Raw genomic sequence first — 15,538 nt, 5'->3', positions numbered from 1 at the left:
TATAGGGCCGCCGCACACGCTTTTTTTCGACTCTTACAAATGCTTACTCCCCTCAAGACCAACTACACATCGCATACAAAACCGCAACATATGGCAAGCTGACAGCCTCGTTTTCGCGCGTAGACTGGCCCCAGGCACGCTTTTTCCACGGCCGGCCCACGCCGGCAGAGATTCAGGTCTATACTTTCAGGAAAGCGCCGCTCCACGGGGACTGGCGCTTGTGCAAGACACGCTAGCTGCAAAGGTGCAATGATGGGCAAACTCAAAAATACCGGCTTGATCGGCCTGGGCGTGGTGGCCGGCGTCGCCGTGTCGCTGCAATTTTCCGCCATGGCGCAAAAAACCGTCGAGCCGCCCCTGCCGCTGGAAGAGCTGCGCCAGCTGGCCGACGTGTTTGGCCTGATCAAGTCCGACTACGTCGAGCCCGTGGAAGACAAGAAACTGCTGGAAGACGCCATTGCCGGCATGGTCGCCTCGCTCGACCCCCATTCCGCCTACCTCGACAAGAAAGCCTACGCCGAGCTGCGCGAAGGTTCCGAAGGCAAGTTCGTCGGCCTGGGCATCGAAATCGGCCTGAGCGAAGACGGCTACATCAGGATCGTCTCGCCCATCGAGGATTCGCCCGCCTACCGCGCCGGCATCAAGGCCGGCGATTTAATCACCCGTCTGGATGGTCAGCCCGTGAAAGGCGTCAGCCTGGACGACAACGTCAAGCGCATGCGCGGCGAACCGGGCACCAAGGTGTCGTTGACCATTGCCCGCAAGGATGAACCGCAGCCGCTGGCGTTCACCATCACGCGCGAGGAAATCCATCAAAAGAGCGTGAAGGCGAAGATGGTCGAACCCGGCTACGCCTGGCTGCGCGTGTCGCAATTCCAGGAACCGACCGTCGACGACATGGCCGCGCAGATCACGGCGCTATACAAGCAGGACCCGAACATCAAGGGCATGGTGCTGGACCTGCGCAACGATCCGGGCGGCGTGCTGCAGGGCGCCATCGGCGTCTCGGCCGCCTTCCTGCCGAAGGACGCGGCCATCGTCTCGACCAACGGCCAGTTGCCGGACTCGAAACAGGTGTTCTACGGCCGCGCCGAATACTATACCTTCCGCTCGGAAGGCGACGCGCTGGCGAAATTGCCGGCCGCCATCAAGAAAGTGCCGCTGGTGGTGCTCGTCAACACGGGTTCGGCCTCGGCCTCGGAAATCGTCGCCGGCGCCCTGCAGGACTACAAGCGCGCCACCATCATCGGCACGCAAACCTTCGGCAAGGGTTCCGTGCAAACCATCCGCCAGCTGACGGCCGACACGGCCGTCAAGCTGACGACGGCCCGCTACTACACGCCGAACGGCCGTTCGATCCAGGCCAAGGGCATCGTGCCCGACCTGCTGGTCGACGAGAATGCAGACGGCGACGGCTTGAACGGCCTGCGCATCCGCGAAGCGGACCTGACCAAGCACCTGAGCAACGACCGCGACCAAGAAAGTGCCAAGGCCGCGCCCGTCAACGACGAGATGGAAGAGCAATTGCGCATCATCGCCCTGGAAAAGACCCGCAAGCCGCTGGAATTCGGCAGCCAGGACGATTTTCAATTGCACCAGGCGCTGAACCACCTGAAGGGCTTGCCGGTGCAACTGGCCAAGGCCGAACCGGTGGTGGTGCAGGCCGACGTCAAGAAAGAACAGCAGAAGTAAGCAGCAGCGCCAGCAGCACAGAGGGGGGCGCCATGCCCCCCGGTCACCCGTCCACGCGACAAAAATCAATCTTCCGCCACACTTCCCCCGCCCCCGCAGCACGAAACTCTCTACAGTCGAGCCCGTTTGTGTAAAATTTGCTTCACTTATCGGCGTCGCGCCGATTGCCAAATTTGAAAGTTTAACCATGAAACAAGTCGTCATCAGCGGTACCGGACTGTATACGCCGCCCTTTTCGATCTCCAACGAAGAGCTGGTCACCTGCTTCAATGCCTACGCGGAAAAGTTCAATGCCGACAACGCCGGCGCGATCGCCGCGGGCGAGGTGACGGCGCTGGAGCTGTCGAGCGTGGCCTTCATCGAAAAGGCGTCCGGCATCAAGTCGCGCTTCGTGATGGAAAAGGAAGGCATCCTCGACCCGGCCCGCATGGTCTCGCGCATTGCGGAACGGGGCGATGACGAACTGTCCCTGCAGGCGGAAATGGCCGTCGCCGCCGCCAAAGACGCCCTGGCGCGCGCGGGCCGCACGCCGGCCGACATCGACATGGTGCTGGTGGCCTGCAGCAACATGCAGCGCGCCTACCCGGCCATGGCTGTGGAAGTGCAGGATGCGCTCGGCATCGACGGTTATGGTTTCGACATGAACGTGGCATGCTCGTCCGCCACCTTCGGCATCCAGCAAGCCGTGGCCGCCGTGCAAAGCGGCCAGGCGCGCGCCGTGCTGGTGTTGAATCCCGAAATCACCAGCGGCCACCTGAACTGGCGCGACCGCGACAGCCATTTCATTTTCGGCGACGCCTGCACGGCCATCATCGTGGAAGCGAAAGACACGGCCGTCTCTACGCACCAGTTCGAGATCATCGGCACGGAACTCAAAACGCGCTTCTCTAACGCCATCCGCAACAATTTCGGCTTCCTCAACCGTTTTGACGAGTCCGGCGTGGGCAAGGCCGACAAATTGTTCCGCCAGCAAGGGCGCAAAGTTTTCAAGGAAGTGTGCCCGATGGCGGCCGAGATGATCAAGGCGACCCTGGCCAAGGCCGGCGTGGAAGTGGCGCAAGTGCGCCGCTACTGGCTGCACCAGGCTAACCTGAACATGAACCTGCTGATCGCCCGCCTGATCCTGGGCCGCGACGCGGAAGCCAATGAAGCGCCCGTGATCCTCGACACCTACGCCAACACCTCGTCGGCCGGTTCCATCATCGCCTTCCATAAATATCAGGATGACATGGCGGCAGGCAGCACCGGCGTCATCTGCTCGTTCGGCGCCGGCTATTCCATCGGCTGCGTGGTCGTGCGCAAGCTCTGAGCGCATGGGTGTAACATCGCCTGATTCCTGAATTAGGCGATGTTCGTGATGGATAGGCGGGCGTTCGCTTCCTGCTGGACGAAGATATAGCACAGGTTTTTTGCGATAAAGCCGCAGGAAATTTTCCGGCAGGGGCTTTGATGCGTTTATACTTGGTCGCTGAGCAACATCTTTTTCCATCCGCACGTCCCCATAAGGAACCCCACACGCATGCCCCATGACATCAGCCTGATCACCACCATCGCCGCCGCCCTCGGGTTCGGCCTCATCTTCGGCTTCATCGCCGCGCGCCTGAAACTGCCGGCCCTGGTCGGCTATCTGGCCGCCGGCATCATCATCGGACCGGCCACGCCCGGTTTTGTGGCGGATGCGGAAATAGCGGGACAATTGGCGGAAATCGGGGTGATGCTGATGATGTTCGGTGTCGGCCTGCACTTTTCCATCGAAGATTTGTGGGACGTGCGCAAGATTGCGCTGCCCGGCGCCATCCTGCAGATCGGCGTCGCCACGGCGATGGGCATGGGCCTGGCCCACTGGTGGGGCTGGACCCTCGGCGGCGGCCTGATCTTTGGCCTGGCCCTGTCCGTGGCCAGTACCGTGGTGCTGCTGCGCGCGCTGGAAGAACGGGGCATCCTCGACTCGCTCAATGGCCGCATCGCCGTCGGCTGGCTGGTGGTGGAAGACCTCGTCACCGTATTGGTCCTCGTGCTGCTGCCGGCGTTCGCCAGTGTGCTCGGCGGCAAGGTCGCGCCCGATGCCGAGGCCGTCAGCCTGTGGCAAACCCTCGCCGTGACCCTGGGCCAAGTAGCCGGCTTCATCATCTTCATGCTGGTCGTGGGCCGCAAGCTGTTCCCGTGGATACTGTGGCAAGTGGCGCGCACCGGTTCGCGCGAACTGTTTACCCTGTGCGTGATCGCCGCCGCCGTCGGCATCGCCTACGCCTCGACCAAGCTGTTCGGCGTGTCGTTCGCGCTGGGCGCCTTCTTCGCCGGCATGGTGCTGCGCGAATCGGAACTCAGTCACCGGGCAGCGGAAGAGTCCCTGCCCCTGCGCGACGCGTTCGCCGTGCTGTTCTTCGTGTCCGTCGGCATGCTGTTCGAGCCGACCATCCTCATCGACAAGCCCCTGCAAGTGCTGGCCGTGTGCGCCATCATTATCTTCGGCAAGTCGATCGCCGCCTTCCTGCTCGTGATGGCCCTGCGCTATCCGCCGAAGACGGCCATCATCGTCTCGGCCAGCCTGGCGCAGATCGGCGAATTCTCGTTCATCCTGGCCGCCCTGGGCCTGTCGCTGGGCCTGATGCCGCAGGAAGGGCAAAGCCTGATCCTGGCCGGCGCCATCCTGTCGATCGCCCTCAACCCGCTCGTCTTCAGCATGGCCAAGCCGCTGCTGCGCGTGATCGGCAACAGCGATTTCGCGCGCAAGTTCGAACGCACCACGGACCCGCTGGCCGAGCTGCCGATGACGGTGCCGCAGGAAAAGCTGTCGGGCCAGATCGTCCTCGTCGGCTATGGCCGCGTGGGCCGGCGCATCGCCGCCGCCCTGATGGAACGGGGCATCCACTTTGTCGTGGCCGAGGAAAACCGCGAAATCGTCGACCAGCTGCGCAAGCAGGGCATCCCGGCCGTGGCCGGCAATGCGGGCGAGCCGGCCGTGCTGATCCAGGCGCACATCACGCACGCCACCATGCTCGTCATCGCCACGCCGGACACCTTCCACGTGCGCGCCATGATCGAGACGGCGCGCGCGCTGAACCCGCACATCCTGACGGTGGTGCGCACGCACAGCGAGGAAGAGGCGGAATTGCTGCGCGCGGAAAACGCGGGCAAGGTGTTCATCGGCGAGCACGAACTGGCGAATGGCATGGCCGAGCACGTGCTGCAGAGTTTTGAGACGGCGAAGAAGGGGCATGGCGGACACTAAGCCAGCGCCAGCATCCGTTTCATCCAGCAAGCCTGCCCGCTACCCAGCCGGCAGGCTTTCTTTTTACAGGCTGGCGGCCAGCTCCGCCCCTTCCCGTATCGCCCGCTTGGCGTCGAGTTCCGCCGCCAGCGCGGCGCCGCCGATCTTGTGGAAACGGGGACCGCCCGCCACCAGCGGCTTGCCATCCTTGCCGGCTGGCGGCATGAGCTCCGTCAAGCTGTCCTGGCCCGCGCAGATGATCACGTTATCCACCGCCAGCAGGCGCTGCTCGCCGCCCACGGTGATGTGCAAGCCCTGCCCGTCGATCCTGTCGTAGGTCACGCCGGCCAGCATGGCCACGCCGTTGCGCGCCAGCGCCGCCCGGTGCACCCAGCCCGAGGTCTTGCCCAGTCCCGCGCCCACTTTCGACGTCTTGCGCTGCAGCAGGAAGATCTGCCGCACGGGATGCGGCGCGGCAGGAGGCACCAGACCGCCTCCCGTCGCCGCATTCAAGTCCACGCCCCACTCGCCCGCCCACGTCGCCACCGGTTGCGGCAGCGGGTGCGCCGGGTCATGCAGCAGATACTCTCCCACGTCGAAACCGATGCCGCCCGCGCCGATGATGGCCACGCGCGCGCCCACAGGCTTCTTCGCTTGCAGCACGTCCAGATAGGACAGCACGGTCGGGTAGTCGATGCCGGGAATGGCCGGCAGGCGCACCTTGATGCCGGTGGCGACGATGACGTCGTCGTAGCCGCCGGCCAGCAATTGCTCGCGCGTGACGCGCTGGCCCAGACGCAGCTTGACTTCCAGCAGCGCCAGCCGGCGCGCAAAATAGCGGATGGTTTCCGTGAATTCTTCCTTGCCCGGTATCTGCATGGCCACCTTGAACTGGCCGCCGACGCTGTCGCTGCTGTCGAACAGGGTCACCTCGTGCCCGCATTCGGCCGCCACGCAGGCGGCAGACAGGCCGGCCGGCCCGGCGCCGACGACGGCCACGCGGCGCGGCACGGCCTTTTTCGCGTACACGAGTTCCGTTTCATGGCAGGCGCGCGGGTTGACCAGGCAGCTGGCGCGCTTGTTGGCGAAGGTGTGGTCGAGGCAGGCCTGGTTGCAGCCGATGCAGGTGTTGATCTCGTCCGCGCGGCCCGCTGCCGCCTTGGCGACAAAATCAGGGTCGGCCAGGAAGGGGCGCGCCATCGACACCAAGTCGCAGTCGCCCCGCTCCAGGATGGCATTGGCCTCGTGCGGCATGTTGATGCGGTTCGACGCCACCACGGGAATCGTGACTTCGCGGCGCAGCCGGCCCGCCACGCTGGCAAACGCGGCGCGCGGTACCGAGGTGACGATGGTGGGGACCCTTGCCTCATGCCAGCCGAAGCCCGTATTCAGAATGGTCACGCCCGCCTGTTCCAGCGCCTTGGCCACCGTCACCACGTCGTCCCAGGTATTGCCGCCCTCGACCAGGTCGAGCAGGGAATGGCGGTACATGATGATGAAGTTGGGGCCGACGGCGGCGCGGATGCGGCGCACGATCTCCACGGGCAGGCGCATGCGGTTCTCGATCGTGCCGCCCCAGCGGTCCTGGCGCAGATTCGTGCGCGCGCACAGGAACTGGTTCAGCAGATAGCCTTCGCTGCCCATCACTTCGATGCCGTCGTAGCCCGCCTTTTGCGCCAGGCGCGCGCAGCGCACGTAGTCGCAGATGGTGCGCTCTATGCCACGCTCGCTCAAGGGACGGGGGCGGAACGGCGAGATCGGCGATTTTTTTGCCGACGCCGAGACGACGAACGGCTGGTAGCCGTAGCGGCCCGCATGCAGGATCTGCATGACGATCTTGCCGCCCTCCTCGTGCACGGCGCGCGTCACCTTGCGGTGGTTGGGCACGTCGCCAAGGAAATTCAAGGTGCCGCCGAACGGCAGCAGCCAGCCTTGCCGGTTCGGCGAGATGCCACCCGTGACGATCAGGCCCACGCCGCCGCGCGCCCGTTCGCGGTAAAACGCGGCGAGCTTGCCATAATGATAAAAACGGTCTTCCAGGCCCGTGTGCATGGATCCCATGATGACGCGGTTGCGCAAGGTGGTAAAACCCAGGTCGAGCGGGGCCAGCAGATGGGGATAGGCAGTCATGGTGATCGGTCCGGTAAGGTGGTTGCAGGCCGTACGGTAGCAAGCATTGCCGCTTGCCGCAGCGACTTTCTCTAGACCGGGAGTTCTAAATCGCCCCGCGCGCCGGCCGGCGATGCGTACAGCTTGTGCCGGGCGGTACTTTCCCGTAGGCTAGGTGGCATGAAGCGACTCCTCCTCTGCCTGCTGATGCTGTGCGCCGTCCCCGCCACCGCGCTGGCGCAGGCGATACGCCTGGACAAGCTGAAGGTCGACGTCCGGCGCATCGAGGTCGGCGGGCAGCGCATGTATGAAGTCGATGCCAGCGGCAGCGTGCAGGCGCCGCCGGCCTCCGTGTGGAAGACCCTGACCACCTACGAGCGCATGAGCGAATTCGTGCCCGACCTCAGTTCCTGCCGCGTGCTGTCGCGCAATGGCAATGAAGTCATCATCGAGCAGCAGGGCATGGCGCGCTTCCTGTTCATGAACCATGCGATCCACCTGGTGGTGCGGGCCACGGAAACGCCGTTCACGGCCATCGACATCGCCCTGATCTCGGGCGACATGCGGCATTACGAATCGCGCTGGCAACTGTCTCCCGTGCCCGAGACGGGCGGCACGCGCATCGTCTTTTCCAGCCGGCTGATGCCGGGCTTCTATGTGCCCGGCATGCTGGGCACGACCATGATACGCGGCGATATCGAGCGCATGATGGCGGCCGTGCTCACCCGCATCGACAGCCAGTACGCGGACAAGGCCGGATAACCCAGGCCAGGCGCCTTACGCCAGATAGGTATCGCGGTCGCGGATTTCCGCGAAGTTTTCCAGGCTGCCCAGCTTCACCGTGACGGGGTTTAGGCTGGCCTGCGGCTGCATCGAGCGCCAGGCGAACAGCCATTCCTGCTCGGGCGCCTCGGCGCGCGTCTTGGTGAAGGCGGCGCCCAGGGCGGCGCGCTGGCCGTATTCGACCAGGCCATCGATGCCTGCCCAGCTGGGCAAGGTGCGCTGCACGGCGCGGTGCAGGCGTTCGCCGAATTCTTCCGTATTGTGGATGATCAGACAGGCGTCGGCCGGGGCGAACAGGTCGAATAGTTGCTTGTCCCACACTTGCGAAAAGCTCAGGGTCAGGCAGTTGCCCGCCGGCGCCAGGCGGAACTGGCCCAGGCTCAGTGCCAGCTCGAGTTCGCTGCGCTGGCTGTAGCGGTGCAGGGTGGGGGGACGTTTGTAATCGTGCATGCTGGACTCGTTCTTCAATAGTAGGGTAGACCGGCGCGCCGCCTAGCGGGGCGGGCGGATATGGCGCCGGATGCGCTGGGCCGTGGCGGCCAGGTAAATTTCGCGCAGTAAATAAATAAAACAGCCGATCAGGCAAATCACGGCCAGCACAAAGAAGGCCGCGATGTATTTGTCCAGGGTCAGGTTCAGAATATCGCCCAAAAACAGCATGGCGATGATGACGCAGACGAAGAAACCGCACGCCGTGCTCAGCGAAATCGAATAATTGATCAGATGGGTGCGCCGATACAGGGTATCTAGCTCATCCATATAGAAATCGTTGTAGCCGATGTCGAGCCGGTCTTCCAGCACGCGCGTGCGGTCGATGATGCGGCCCAGGCGGTTGGTCAGCACCACCAGCATGGTGCCGATACCGGTCAGCAGGAAAACCGGCGCAATCGCCAGCTGGATGATATGGCCGATGTCGCCGATCTGTATGTTCATGGATAAAAAGTCGTGGGTTCACACCGGCGCCCGACCGTGGCGCCAGCACAGGCCATAGTGTAGCAGGTGGCGCACGCCGGCTGGCCGCTTTGCCAACCGGCGTGTTGCAAGATCATGCGAAGCCGCGCCCCGGTACGAAGCGCTCGGTGGCGCGCACCAGCGCCGAAGCGATGCCGTGCTCGAGCGCGCCATGGCCCGCGTCCGGGATCATCTCCAGCTGGGAACCAGGCCAGGCTTGCTGCAGGCGGTAGGCGGACAGCGGCGGGCAGATGGCGTCGTAGCGGCCCTGCACGATAACGGCCGGCAAATGCGCGATGCGCCCCATGTTGCGGATCAGCTGGTCTTCCTCGAAGAAGCCGAGATTGGCCATGTAATGCGATTCGAGCCGGCCCACGCCCAGGTCCAGCGCATCGTTCGGCGCATCTTCCGGCTGCGGCATCAGGTACACGCGGCGGCCCTCGAAGCGGCTCCAGGCACGCGCCGCCGGCCAGTACACGGCGGGGTCGCTGCTGAGAATGCGCTTCACATAGGCGGCCAGCAGGTCGCCCCGTTCCTCGAGCGGAATGAGGGCGGCGAATTCCGCGTACAGTTCCGGATAGAACCAGCGCACGCCTTCGATGAACCAGTCGATTTCCGCCTGCGTACACAGGAAAATGCCGCGCAGCACGAAACCGAGGCAAGCCGCCGGATGCGCCTGGCCATACGCCAGCGCCAGGGTCGAGCCCCACGAGCCGCCAAACACCAGCCATTGGGCAATACCGAACTGGGCGCGCAAGCGTTCGATGTCCTCGATCAGCAGCTGCGTCGTGTTGTTGCGCCATTCGCCCAGCGGCGTGGACTTGCCGGCGCCGCGCTGGTCGAACAGGATCACGCGGTAACGCTGCGGATCGAAGAAGCGGCGGTGCTGCGGCGACAGGCCCGCGCCGGGCCCGCCATGCAGGAACAGCACGGGAATGCCGTCGGGGTTGCCGCACTCTTCCCAATAAATGGTGTGGATGTCATCGACGGCCAGCATGCCGTGCCGGTTCGGCATCAGGGCGGGAAACAGGGGGGACAAAGAATCGGGCATGGCGGTCCTTGGAATGGCGGTCAGGGCGCCAGGCACGATTCCTGGCAACTGTTCCAATTATAGTGCGCCGCCGCCGGCTCAGGCCAACAGCAGGGGCAGGCGGTTCGACGACTTGATTTCGCGCATCGACAGGCTGGACTGGATTTCCGCCACGCCGGGCAGGCGGCGCAGCACGGTCGAGACGAATTCGCCATACGCTTCCAGGTCGCGCGCCACCACTTGCAGGAAATAATCGGCTTCGCCCGCCACATTGTGGCAGGACAAGATCTCGGGAATGGTCGCGATGGCTTGCTCGAACTGCGACGGCTGCTCGCCGCCATGGTTGGCGAACACGACCCGCACGAACGCGACCAGGCCGATACCCAGCTTCTTGCGGTTGAGCAAAGCCTGGTAGCCGGTGATAAACCCTTCCTCTTCCAGGCGGCGCAGACGGCGCCAGACGGGGGTTTCGCTCAGTTTCAAGCGCTCGGCCAGGCGCGCATTCGACAGCCGTCCTTCATCCTGCAACAGCCTGAGTATCTGCAAATCGGTGGCGTCGAGGCTAACTTCTGAAATTTTCATCTAATTTTTGTTTTTATACGAGTGGAATCTACCCAAATACTAGGGCATGCAGGGCAGGAAAAGCAAGCACATTTCATCGCGACAAGAACATAATGGGGCCCGGCGAGCAGGCTGCAGCGTGCGCATGCTCCCGCTTTCTTTTCGACTGAGCCATGTCCGATTCTACCTTCCTGATGTACCTGCTGGCACTGGCCGGCGCCTTTTTATTGCCGGGACCCGACATGGCGCTGGTGCTGGCGACGGGCGCCGCGCGCGGCGTGGCCACGGCGCTGGTGACGGCCGTGGGCATCGCCGGCGCGCGCGCCGTGCACGTGGCGCTGTCGGGCGCGGGCCTGGCGGCGTTGATGGTGACGCATCCGCAAGCCTTGCAGTGGGTCAAATGGGCGGGCGCCGCCTACCTGCTGTACCTGGCGCTGCGCCTGCTGCAATCGGCCCTGTCCACCAAAACGGTCCAAGAAACGGCCGCCCCCGCCACGGCGCACAACGCCCGCGCCAGCCTGGTGCGCGGCTTCCTGACGAATCTGCTCAATCCGAAGGCACTGCTGTTTTGCAGCATGTTCCTGCCGCAGTTCGTCGCCGGCGGCGACAGCGTCGGTCTGCAATACCTGCGCCTGGGCGCCATCCTGGTGCTGGTGGGCCTGCTGTTCGACGCCATCTACGCCGTGCTGGCCGCGCGTCTGGCGCGCCGCCTGCGCGGCAAACCTTCGCCTTACGGCAAGTTCGTGCTGCCCACCGTCTTCGTCTTGCTGGCCGGACGGCTGGTGCTGGGCTGATCTGTCAGCGGCGGCGCGCCGCCGGCAAAGAAGGCGGGGTCATCGCGCAGCAGGTTGCGTTCCAGGTCGTTGACCTTGCGAAACTGCCGCAAGGCCGGCGCCATGGCCCTCCCCGCATCCCAGCTGCGCCAGGCATTGGCCGCATCGAACTGCGCCAGCAAGGCGTCGCCCAGGTCCTGGTACACGGCCGCCATCTGCGGTTTTGCCTGCAGCACTTGCAGATACAAGGCCGTCGCTTGCGGCCACTGCCCCAGCTTGGCGCGCAAATTCCCTTCGAACAAGGCCAAGACGGGCTGCGCCAGCCCCGTTTGCTTTCTCAACTCCTGCACGCTGGCCAGCGCGGCCGCGATACCCTCCTGGTCCTTGGCCAGCAATCCCCGCGTCAAATCATGGATGGGTTCGCATTCCTGCATGGCCAGTATCTGCTGGGGCGACAGCTTGTCGACCAGTTCGCCCGTGGAAAAATGATCTTCCAGCATGGTCAAGAAAGCCTCGAAGGGCTGGTCTGCGGCAAAGAGTTTTTCCGCCTCGGCCCGCAACGCAGGGTGGGCCTGGGGTCCCGGCGGCGGCAGCAGCAGCGCCTGCGCCAGCACGCGCTCGAGCGGGGGCGCATCGGCCGCCAGCGGACGGGGCCGGTAGGCGGCCAGGGAATACGTGGAGGGCGCACCCGCCGTCATGGCGCTGATGCGGAACTGCCGCGTCAGCGTGCCGCCCACCTCCTGGTAATGCAAGGTGACGTCGGCGGGAATGCGCTTGCCATCGGCCAGCATCTTCAGCAGCAGCGGGTGGCCGCCCCAGGTGTAGCGCAGGTACTGGGCAAAGGCCGTGGCGTCGTCGCCGCTGACGGGGCTGCCGGCTATCCCCAGGCGCAGCAGGGGCTGCCCGTCAAGCGACCACAGCACCGCGCCGTCGAGCACCTGGGGCACGAGCGCGCCATGCCGCTTGCCAGCGAGCACGGACAGCGCTTGCTCTTCATACACGGACGGCGTGACGTGGGCTTGCAAGCCGCCCGCCTCAAGCACGCCAGCCATGCCCTTGCGGTGGCCGATCTCGATGCGGCGCAAGCCCGCCACGTCGAACAGCGAATACGTGTCGTAGGTGGCGGCCGCCATATCGATGACGTGGCGGCGGCGCGTGGCGAAATCGAGCACGGACAAGCGCTTGCCATCACGCACGCTCAGGTAATGGGGCCCCAGCACGACATCGCTTTCCTGAATATCGCGCGCGGGCAAGCTGGTTTTCACGCCGGGCTGGTTGACGCGCTCGGTAACCACCGTGACGTGGAATGCGACGCTGGCCTGGGCCGCGCTGGCGCCCAGGAAAAGGATGGCGGCCACGCTGGCGCGGCGCAAGGCGGGAACAAGAGTCATGGAGGATGATGCGTTGAAGAAATGCTGATTCTAAGGCAAATCCGGCGCCCCTCTTGTTTTGCTGGCAAGCATAAAAAAAGACAGCTGCAGCTGTCTTTTCTGTTGTATCTCAATACCGGTTACGACATGTGCTGGCCGCCGTTGATCGAGATATTCGCGCCCGTGACGAACGCTGCTTCATCGGAAGCCAGGTAGGCGACCAGGCCGGCCACTTCTTCCGGCTTGCCCAGGCGCGCCATCGGAATTTGCGGGATGATTTTGCTGTCGAGCACTTCCTGCGGAATCGCCATGACCATCTTGGTGCCGATGTAGCCTGGCGAAATGGTGTTGACGGTGACGTTCTTGCGCGCCACTTCCAGCGCCAGGGACTTGGTGAAGCCATGCATGCCCGCTTTCGCGGCCGCATAGTTGGTCTGGCCGAAAGCACCCTTCTGACCGTTCACGGACGAGATATTGATGATGCGGCCCCAGCCGCGTTCCACCATGCCGTCGCAGACGGGCTTGGTCATGTTGAAGACAGAATCGAGGTTGGTGCTCATCACGGCATCCCAGTTCGTCTTGTCCATCTTCTTGAACGTCATGTCGCGCGTGATGCCGGCGTTATTCACCAGCACGTCGACAGGACCGATTTCCGCTTCCACGGCCGCCACGCAGGCCGCGGCCGAATCGTAGTCGGCCACATCGCACGGATACGCCTTGAAGTCGTAGCCCATGTCCTTGGTCGTCGCCAGCCATTCCGCGACCTTCGGATTACCCGGGGAATAGGTCGTCACCACGCGATAGCCGAGCGCCGCCAGCTTGAAACACACCGCTTCGCCCAAACCGCCCATGCCACCAGTTACCAATGCAACTCTTGCCATTTTCATCCCCTCAGTGTCGTTCTATTGCTAAAAAGTTAATAATTTAGTTGAAGCGATCCATACCGCCGATCCATCCAGCGGCCGATTACATCGAACCTGACCGTAGCGAGCGGCAGCGAGTTGTAGCTAAGAAGCGCAACCGTGCTTCCAGCACGGCGAGCATCGCAGGCCGCAAATCGCGACGCGCAGTAGGTCAAGTTCGATTGTCCACCACTAGTCGCGTTCGATCGCCAGAGCCACGCCCATGCCGCCGCCGATGCACAGCGCGGCCAGGCCTTTCTTGGCGTCGCGGCGTATCATTTCGTGGATCAGGGTGACCAGGATGCGCGCGCCCGAGGCGCCGATCGGGTGGCCGATGGCGATCGCGCCGCCGTTCACGTTGATCTTGCTGGTATCCCAGCCCATTTCCTTGTTGACGGCAATCGCTTGCGCGGCAAACGCTTCGTTGATTTCCATCAAGTCCAGCTCTTCATGCGTCCAGCCGGCCTTTTTCAGGCACAGACGCGAGGCAGAGACGGGACCCATGCCCATGACGGCCGGGTCCAGGCCCGACGAGGCGTAGGCCTTGATGCGCGCCAGCGGCTTCAAGCCCAGTTCCTTCGCTTGCGAGGCCGACATCATGATCACGGCGGCGGCGCCATCGTTCAGGCCGGAAGCATTGCCGGCCGTGACGGTGCCGTCCTTGGCAAAGGCGGGGCGCAGGCCGGCCAGCGATTCCAGGGTCGAGCCGGGCTTGATGTATTCATCGCTGTCGAAGACGACGGTGCCTTTTTTGTTGGCGATTTCCAGCGGCAGGATTTCATCCTTGAACTTGCCCGCCTTTTGCGCCGCTTCCGCCTTCAGTTGCGACTGCAACGCGAATTCATCCTGCTCGGCGCGCGTCACTTCGTATTTCTTGGCGACGTTTTCCGCCGTGATGCCCATGTGGTACTGGTTGTACACGTCCCACAGGCCGTCGACGATCATGGTGTCGATCATCTTGAAGTCGCCCATGCGGAAACCGTCGCGCGAACCGTTCATCGCGTGCGGCGAGGCGCTCATGTTTTCCTGGCCGCCGGCGATGATGATGTTGGCGTCGCCGCACTTGATCGCTTGCGCCGCCAGGTGCGTGGCCTTCAGGCCGCTGCCGCACACCTTGTTGATGGTAAAAGCGGGAATGCTGCTCGGCAAGCCAGCCTTGATGACGGCCTGGCGCGCGGCGTTCTGGCCGACGGCGGCCGTCAGCACCTGGCCCAGGATCGCTTCGCCGATCAGGTTCGGGTCGATGCCGGTTTGTGCCAGCAAGCCCTTGATTACATGCGCGCCCAGTTCGGACGCAGGAATCTTGGCCAGACTGCCACCGAATTTGCCGACTGCGGTACGGCCGGCGGCCACGATTACGACATCATCCATTTATTTCTCCGATATGCAGGCCACGAGGGCCAAGGTCAAGGTGCTAATAGAATCCAATTGGAATCCAGTGAATCCGGGAAGACGCAGCAAGCTGCGTTTCATTCTAGCGCGGCATGCGCCGCAGTTCCAGCGCCGCACCGCAGGCGGCGGCGATGACGGCCTGCTTGCGGTGGCGGCGGGCAACCTGGCGCGGCGGATAGCCGCTGCCGGGCCGCAACACGCTTAGGCCTGGCGCGCAGGACGCGTGTTTTTATTTTTATCATACCCTTCATCGGCGCCGCCGAAAGTGGTTTTTAGAAAATTATTGAAGGGAATAATCAGGGGCACGGGCGTTTGCTTTACCACCTGCAACAGCTCGCCAAATTTTTGACGCGATGCAGCAAACTCACCCTTTGTCACCGTATCGAATTTCTCCTGGGTTTCTTGGGCAACATCCTTTGCCTGGCGGCCATATGCACCGATGCGTTCGATGGCCAGTTGCGACTGCGTGCGCGACAGCTGCAGCAGCGCTTGCGGATCCTTCACGGACAGCAGCTGATTGCCCGCTACCGTAGCGGCGGCCAGCGCCGCGCGGGCCGCGTCGAGCTGCAAGTCCAGTACGCTGGCGCCGCTGTCGACGGCAGCCTGGGCATACGCTTGCGCGCTGATCAATTGCGCTTCCACCACGGCCTTGCCAGCCAGTGCCCATTGTTCGGAAAATGAAAACATGTCGTTCCTCCCCAAAGAGTAGGCGACGCCATGTTGCGCCGCACAGTACTCAACTGTAAGCGGTGGTTCATTACTGA

14 protein-coding genes are annotated in these 15,538 nt (G+C 63.7%); 5 read left to right on the top strand and 9 right to left on the bottom strand.

The features are described 5' to 3' along the window. The first annotated feature begins 249 nt into the window (after positions 1-249). From AC07VH_RS18375 to AC07VH_RS18365, 3 genes are all read left to right on the top strand, one after another. On the top strand, positions 250-1,692 hold the full coding sequence (locus AC07VH_RS18375; protein ID WP_489629251.1) for a S41 family peptidase: 1,443 nt from the start codon (positions 250-252) through the stop codon (positions 1,690-1,692). Between the two features lie 187 nt (positions 1,693-1,879). Next, positions 1,880-3,001, top strand: coding sequence for a beta-ketoacyl-ACP synthase III (locus tag AC07VH_RS18370; protein WP_494787556.1), 1,122 nt, complete (start codon positions 1,880-1,882; stop codon positions 2,999-3,001). 210 nt (positions 3,002-3,211) lie between these two features. Then, positions 3,212-4,924 carry a cation:proton antiporter domain-containing protein gene (locus AC07VH_RS18365; RefSeq protein ID WP_489629253.1) on the top strand — a complete coding sequence of 571 codons (1,713 nt, stop codon included), beginning with the start codon at positions 3,212-3,214 and terminating at the stop codon, positions 4,922-4,924. 63 nt (positions 4,925-4,987) lie between these two features. Here the strand turns inward: AC07VH_RS18365 and AC07VH_RS18360 are convergent, their stop codons facing one another. Continuing rightward, the gene (locus AC07VH_RS18360; RefSeq protein WP_494787557.1) at positions 4,988-7,033 is read right to left on the bottom strand and encodes an oxidoreductase; all 2,046 of its coding nucleotides are present in this window, start codon (positions 7,031-7,033) and stop codon (positions 4,988-4,990) included. A 159-nt stretch (positions 7,034-7,192) separates the two neighbouring features. Here AC07VH_RS18360 and AC07VH_RS18355 point away from each other — a divergent pair, with 159 nt between their 5' ends. Then, positions 7,193-7,774: an SRPBCC family protein gene (locus tag AC07VH_RS18355; RefSeq protein WP_494787558.1), complete on the top strand. Its 582-nt coding sequence runs from the start codon at positions 7,193-7,195 to the stop codon at positions 7,772-7,774. A 15-nt stretch (positions 7,775-7,789) separates the two neighbouring features. Here the strand turns inward: AC07VH_RS18355 and AC07VH_RS18350 are convergent, their stop codons facing one another. The 4 genes from AC07VH_RS18350 to AC07VH_RS18335 form a co-directional block, all read right to left on the bottom strand. Further along, the gene (locus AC07VH_RS18350; RefSeq protein WP_494787559.1) at positions 7,790-8,245 is read right to left on the bottom strand and encodes a hypothetical protein; all 456 of its coding nucleotides are present in this window, start codon (positions 8,243-8,245) and stop codon (positions 7,790-7,792) included. Positions 8,246-8,287: 42 nt separating this feature from the next. Next, on the bottom strand, positions 8,288-8,728 hold the full coding sequence (locus AC07VH_RS18345; protein ID WP_034783716.1) for a DUF2721 domain-containing protein: 441 nt from the start codon (positions 8,726-8,728) through the stop codon (positions 8,288-8,290). A 112-nt stretch (positions 8,729-8,840) separates the two neighbouring features. Then, on the bottom strand, positions 8,841-9,797 hold the full coding sequence (gene pip, locus AC07VH_RS18340; RefSeq protein WP_475416960.1) for a prolyl aminopeptidase: 957 nt from the start codon (positions 9,795-9,797) through the stop codon (positions 8,841-8,843). Positions 9,798-9,875: 78 nt separating this feature from the next. Continuing rightward, entirely contained in the window at positions 9,876-10,358 is a 483-nt protein-coding gene (locus AC07VH_RS18335; protein WP_034752896.1) for an Lrp/AsnC family transcriptional regulator, read from the bottom strand. Positions 10,359-10,510: 152 nt separating this feature from the next. Here AC07VH_RS18335 and AC07VH_RS18330 point away from each other — a divergent pair, with 152 nt between their 5' ends. Further along, on the top strand, positions 10,511-11,131 hold the full coding sequence (locus AC07VH_RS18330) for a LysE family translocator (protein ID WP_475416959.1): 621 nt from the start codon (positions 10,511-10,513) through the stop codon (positions 11,129-11,131). On the opposite strand, the gene AC07VH_RS18325 is transcribed toward AC07VH_RS18330, so the two are convergent. From AC07VH_RS18325 to AC07VH_RS18310, 4 genes are all read right to left on the bottom strand, one after another. Next, entirely contained in the window at positions 11,068-12,501 is a 1,434-nt protein-coding gene (locus AC07VH_RS18325; protein WP_494787560.1) for a hypothetical protein, read from the bottom strand. The two genes, AC07VH_RS18330 and AC07VH_RS18325, sit on opposite strands and share 64 nt — an antisense overlap. Before the next feature lie 119 nt (positions 12,502-12,620). Continuing rightward, positions 12,621-13,361: an acetoacetyl-CoA reductase gene (gene phbB / locus AC07VH_RS18320; protein WP_086137253.1), complete on the bottom strand. Its 741-nt coding sequence runs from the start codon at positions 13,359-13,361 to the stop codon at positions 12,621-12,623. Between the two features lie 213 nt (positions 13,362-13,574). Further along, positions 13,575-14,753, bottom strand: coding sequence for an acetyl-CoA C-acetyltransferase (locus AC07VH_RS18315; RefSeq protein ID WP_034783723.1), 1,179 nt, complete (start codon positions 14,751-14,753; stop codon positions 13,575-13,577). 222 nt (positions 14,754-14,975) lie between these two features. Continuing rightward, the gene (locus AC07VH_RS18310; protein ID WP_489629257.1) at positions 14,976-15,461 is read right to left on the bottom strand and encodes a phasin family protein; all 486 of its coding nucleotides are present in this window, start codon (positions 15,459-15,461) and stop codon (positions 14,976-14,978) included. Positions 15,462-15,538 lie beyond the last annotated feature (77 nt).

It is taken from the genome of Janthinobacterium sp. GW821-FHT03C10, from assembly GCF_059420865.1.
Note: the sequence above shows the minus strand (reverse complement) of the source record. Positions and strands in the feature narration are given on the sequence as shown.

Excerpts from the sequence above, each read along its gene's own strand:
- AC07VH_RS18375 (WP_489629251.1), top strand. The coding sequence starts at position 250 with ATGATGGGCAAACTCAAAAATACCGGCTTGATCGGCCTGGGCGTGGTG.
- AC07VH_RS18370 (WP_494787556.1), top strand. The coding sequence starts at position 1,880 with ATGAAACAAGTCGTCATCAGCGGTACCGGACTGTATACGCCGCCCTTT.
- AC07VH_RS18365 (WP_489629253.1), top strand. The coding sequence starts at position 3,212 with ATGCCCCATGACATCAGCCTGATCACCACCATCGCCGCCGCCCTCGGG.
- AC07VH_RS18360 (WP_494787557.1), bottom strand. The coding sequence starts at position 7,033 with ATGACTGCCTATCCCCATCTGCTGGCCCCGCTCGACCTGGGTTTTACC.
- AC07VH_RS18355 (WP_494787558.1), top strand. The coding sequence starts at position 7,193 with ATGAAGCGACTCCTCCTCTGCCTGCTGATGCTGTGCGCCGTCCCCGCC.
- AC07VH_RS18350 (WP_494787559.1), bottom strand. The coding sequence starts at position 8,245 with ATGCACGATTACAAACGTCCCCCCACCCTGCACCGCTACAGCCAGCGC.
- AC07VH_RS18345 (WP_034783716.1), bottom strand. The coding sequence starts at position 8,728 with ATGAACATACAGATCGGCGACATCGGCCATATCATCCAGCTGGCGATT.
- pip (WP_475416960.1), bottom strand. The coding sequence starts at position 9,797 with ATGCCCGATTCTTTGTCCCCCCTGTTTCCCGCCCTGATGCCGAACCGG.
- AC07VH_RS18335 (WP_034752896.1), bottom strand. The coding sequence starts at position 10,358 with ATGAAAATTTCAGAAGTTAGCCTCGACGCCACCGATTTGCAGATACTC.
- AC07VH_RS18330 (WP_475416959.1), top strand. The coding sequence starts at position 10,511 with ATGTCCGATTCTACCTTCCTGATGTACCTGCTGGCACTGGCCGGCGCC.
- AC07VH_RS18325 (WP_494787560.1), bottom strand. The coding sequence starts at position 12,501 with ATGACTCTTGTTCCCGCCTTGCGCCGCGCCAGCGTGGCCGCCATCCTT.
- phbB (WP_086137253.1), bottom strand. The coding sequence starts at position 13,361 with ATGGCAAGAGTTGCATTGGTAACTGGTGGCATGGGCGGTTTGGGCGAA.
- AC07VH_RS18315 (WP_034783723.1), bottom strand. The coding sequence starts at position 14,753 with ATGGATGATGTCGTAATCGTGGCCGCCGGCCGTACCGCAGTCGGCAAA.
- AC07VH_RS18310 (WP_489629257.1), bottom strand. The coding sequence starts at position 15,461 with ATGTTTTCATTTTCCGAACAATGGGCACTGGCTGGCAAGGCCGTGGTG.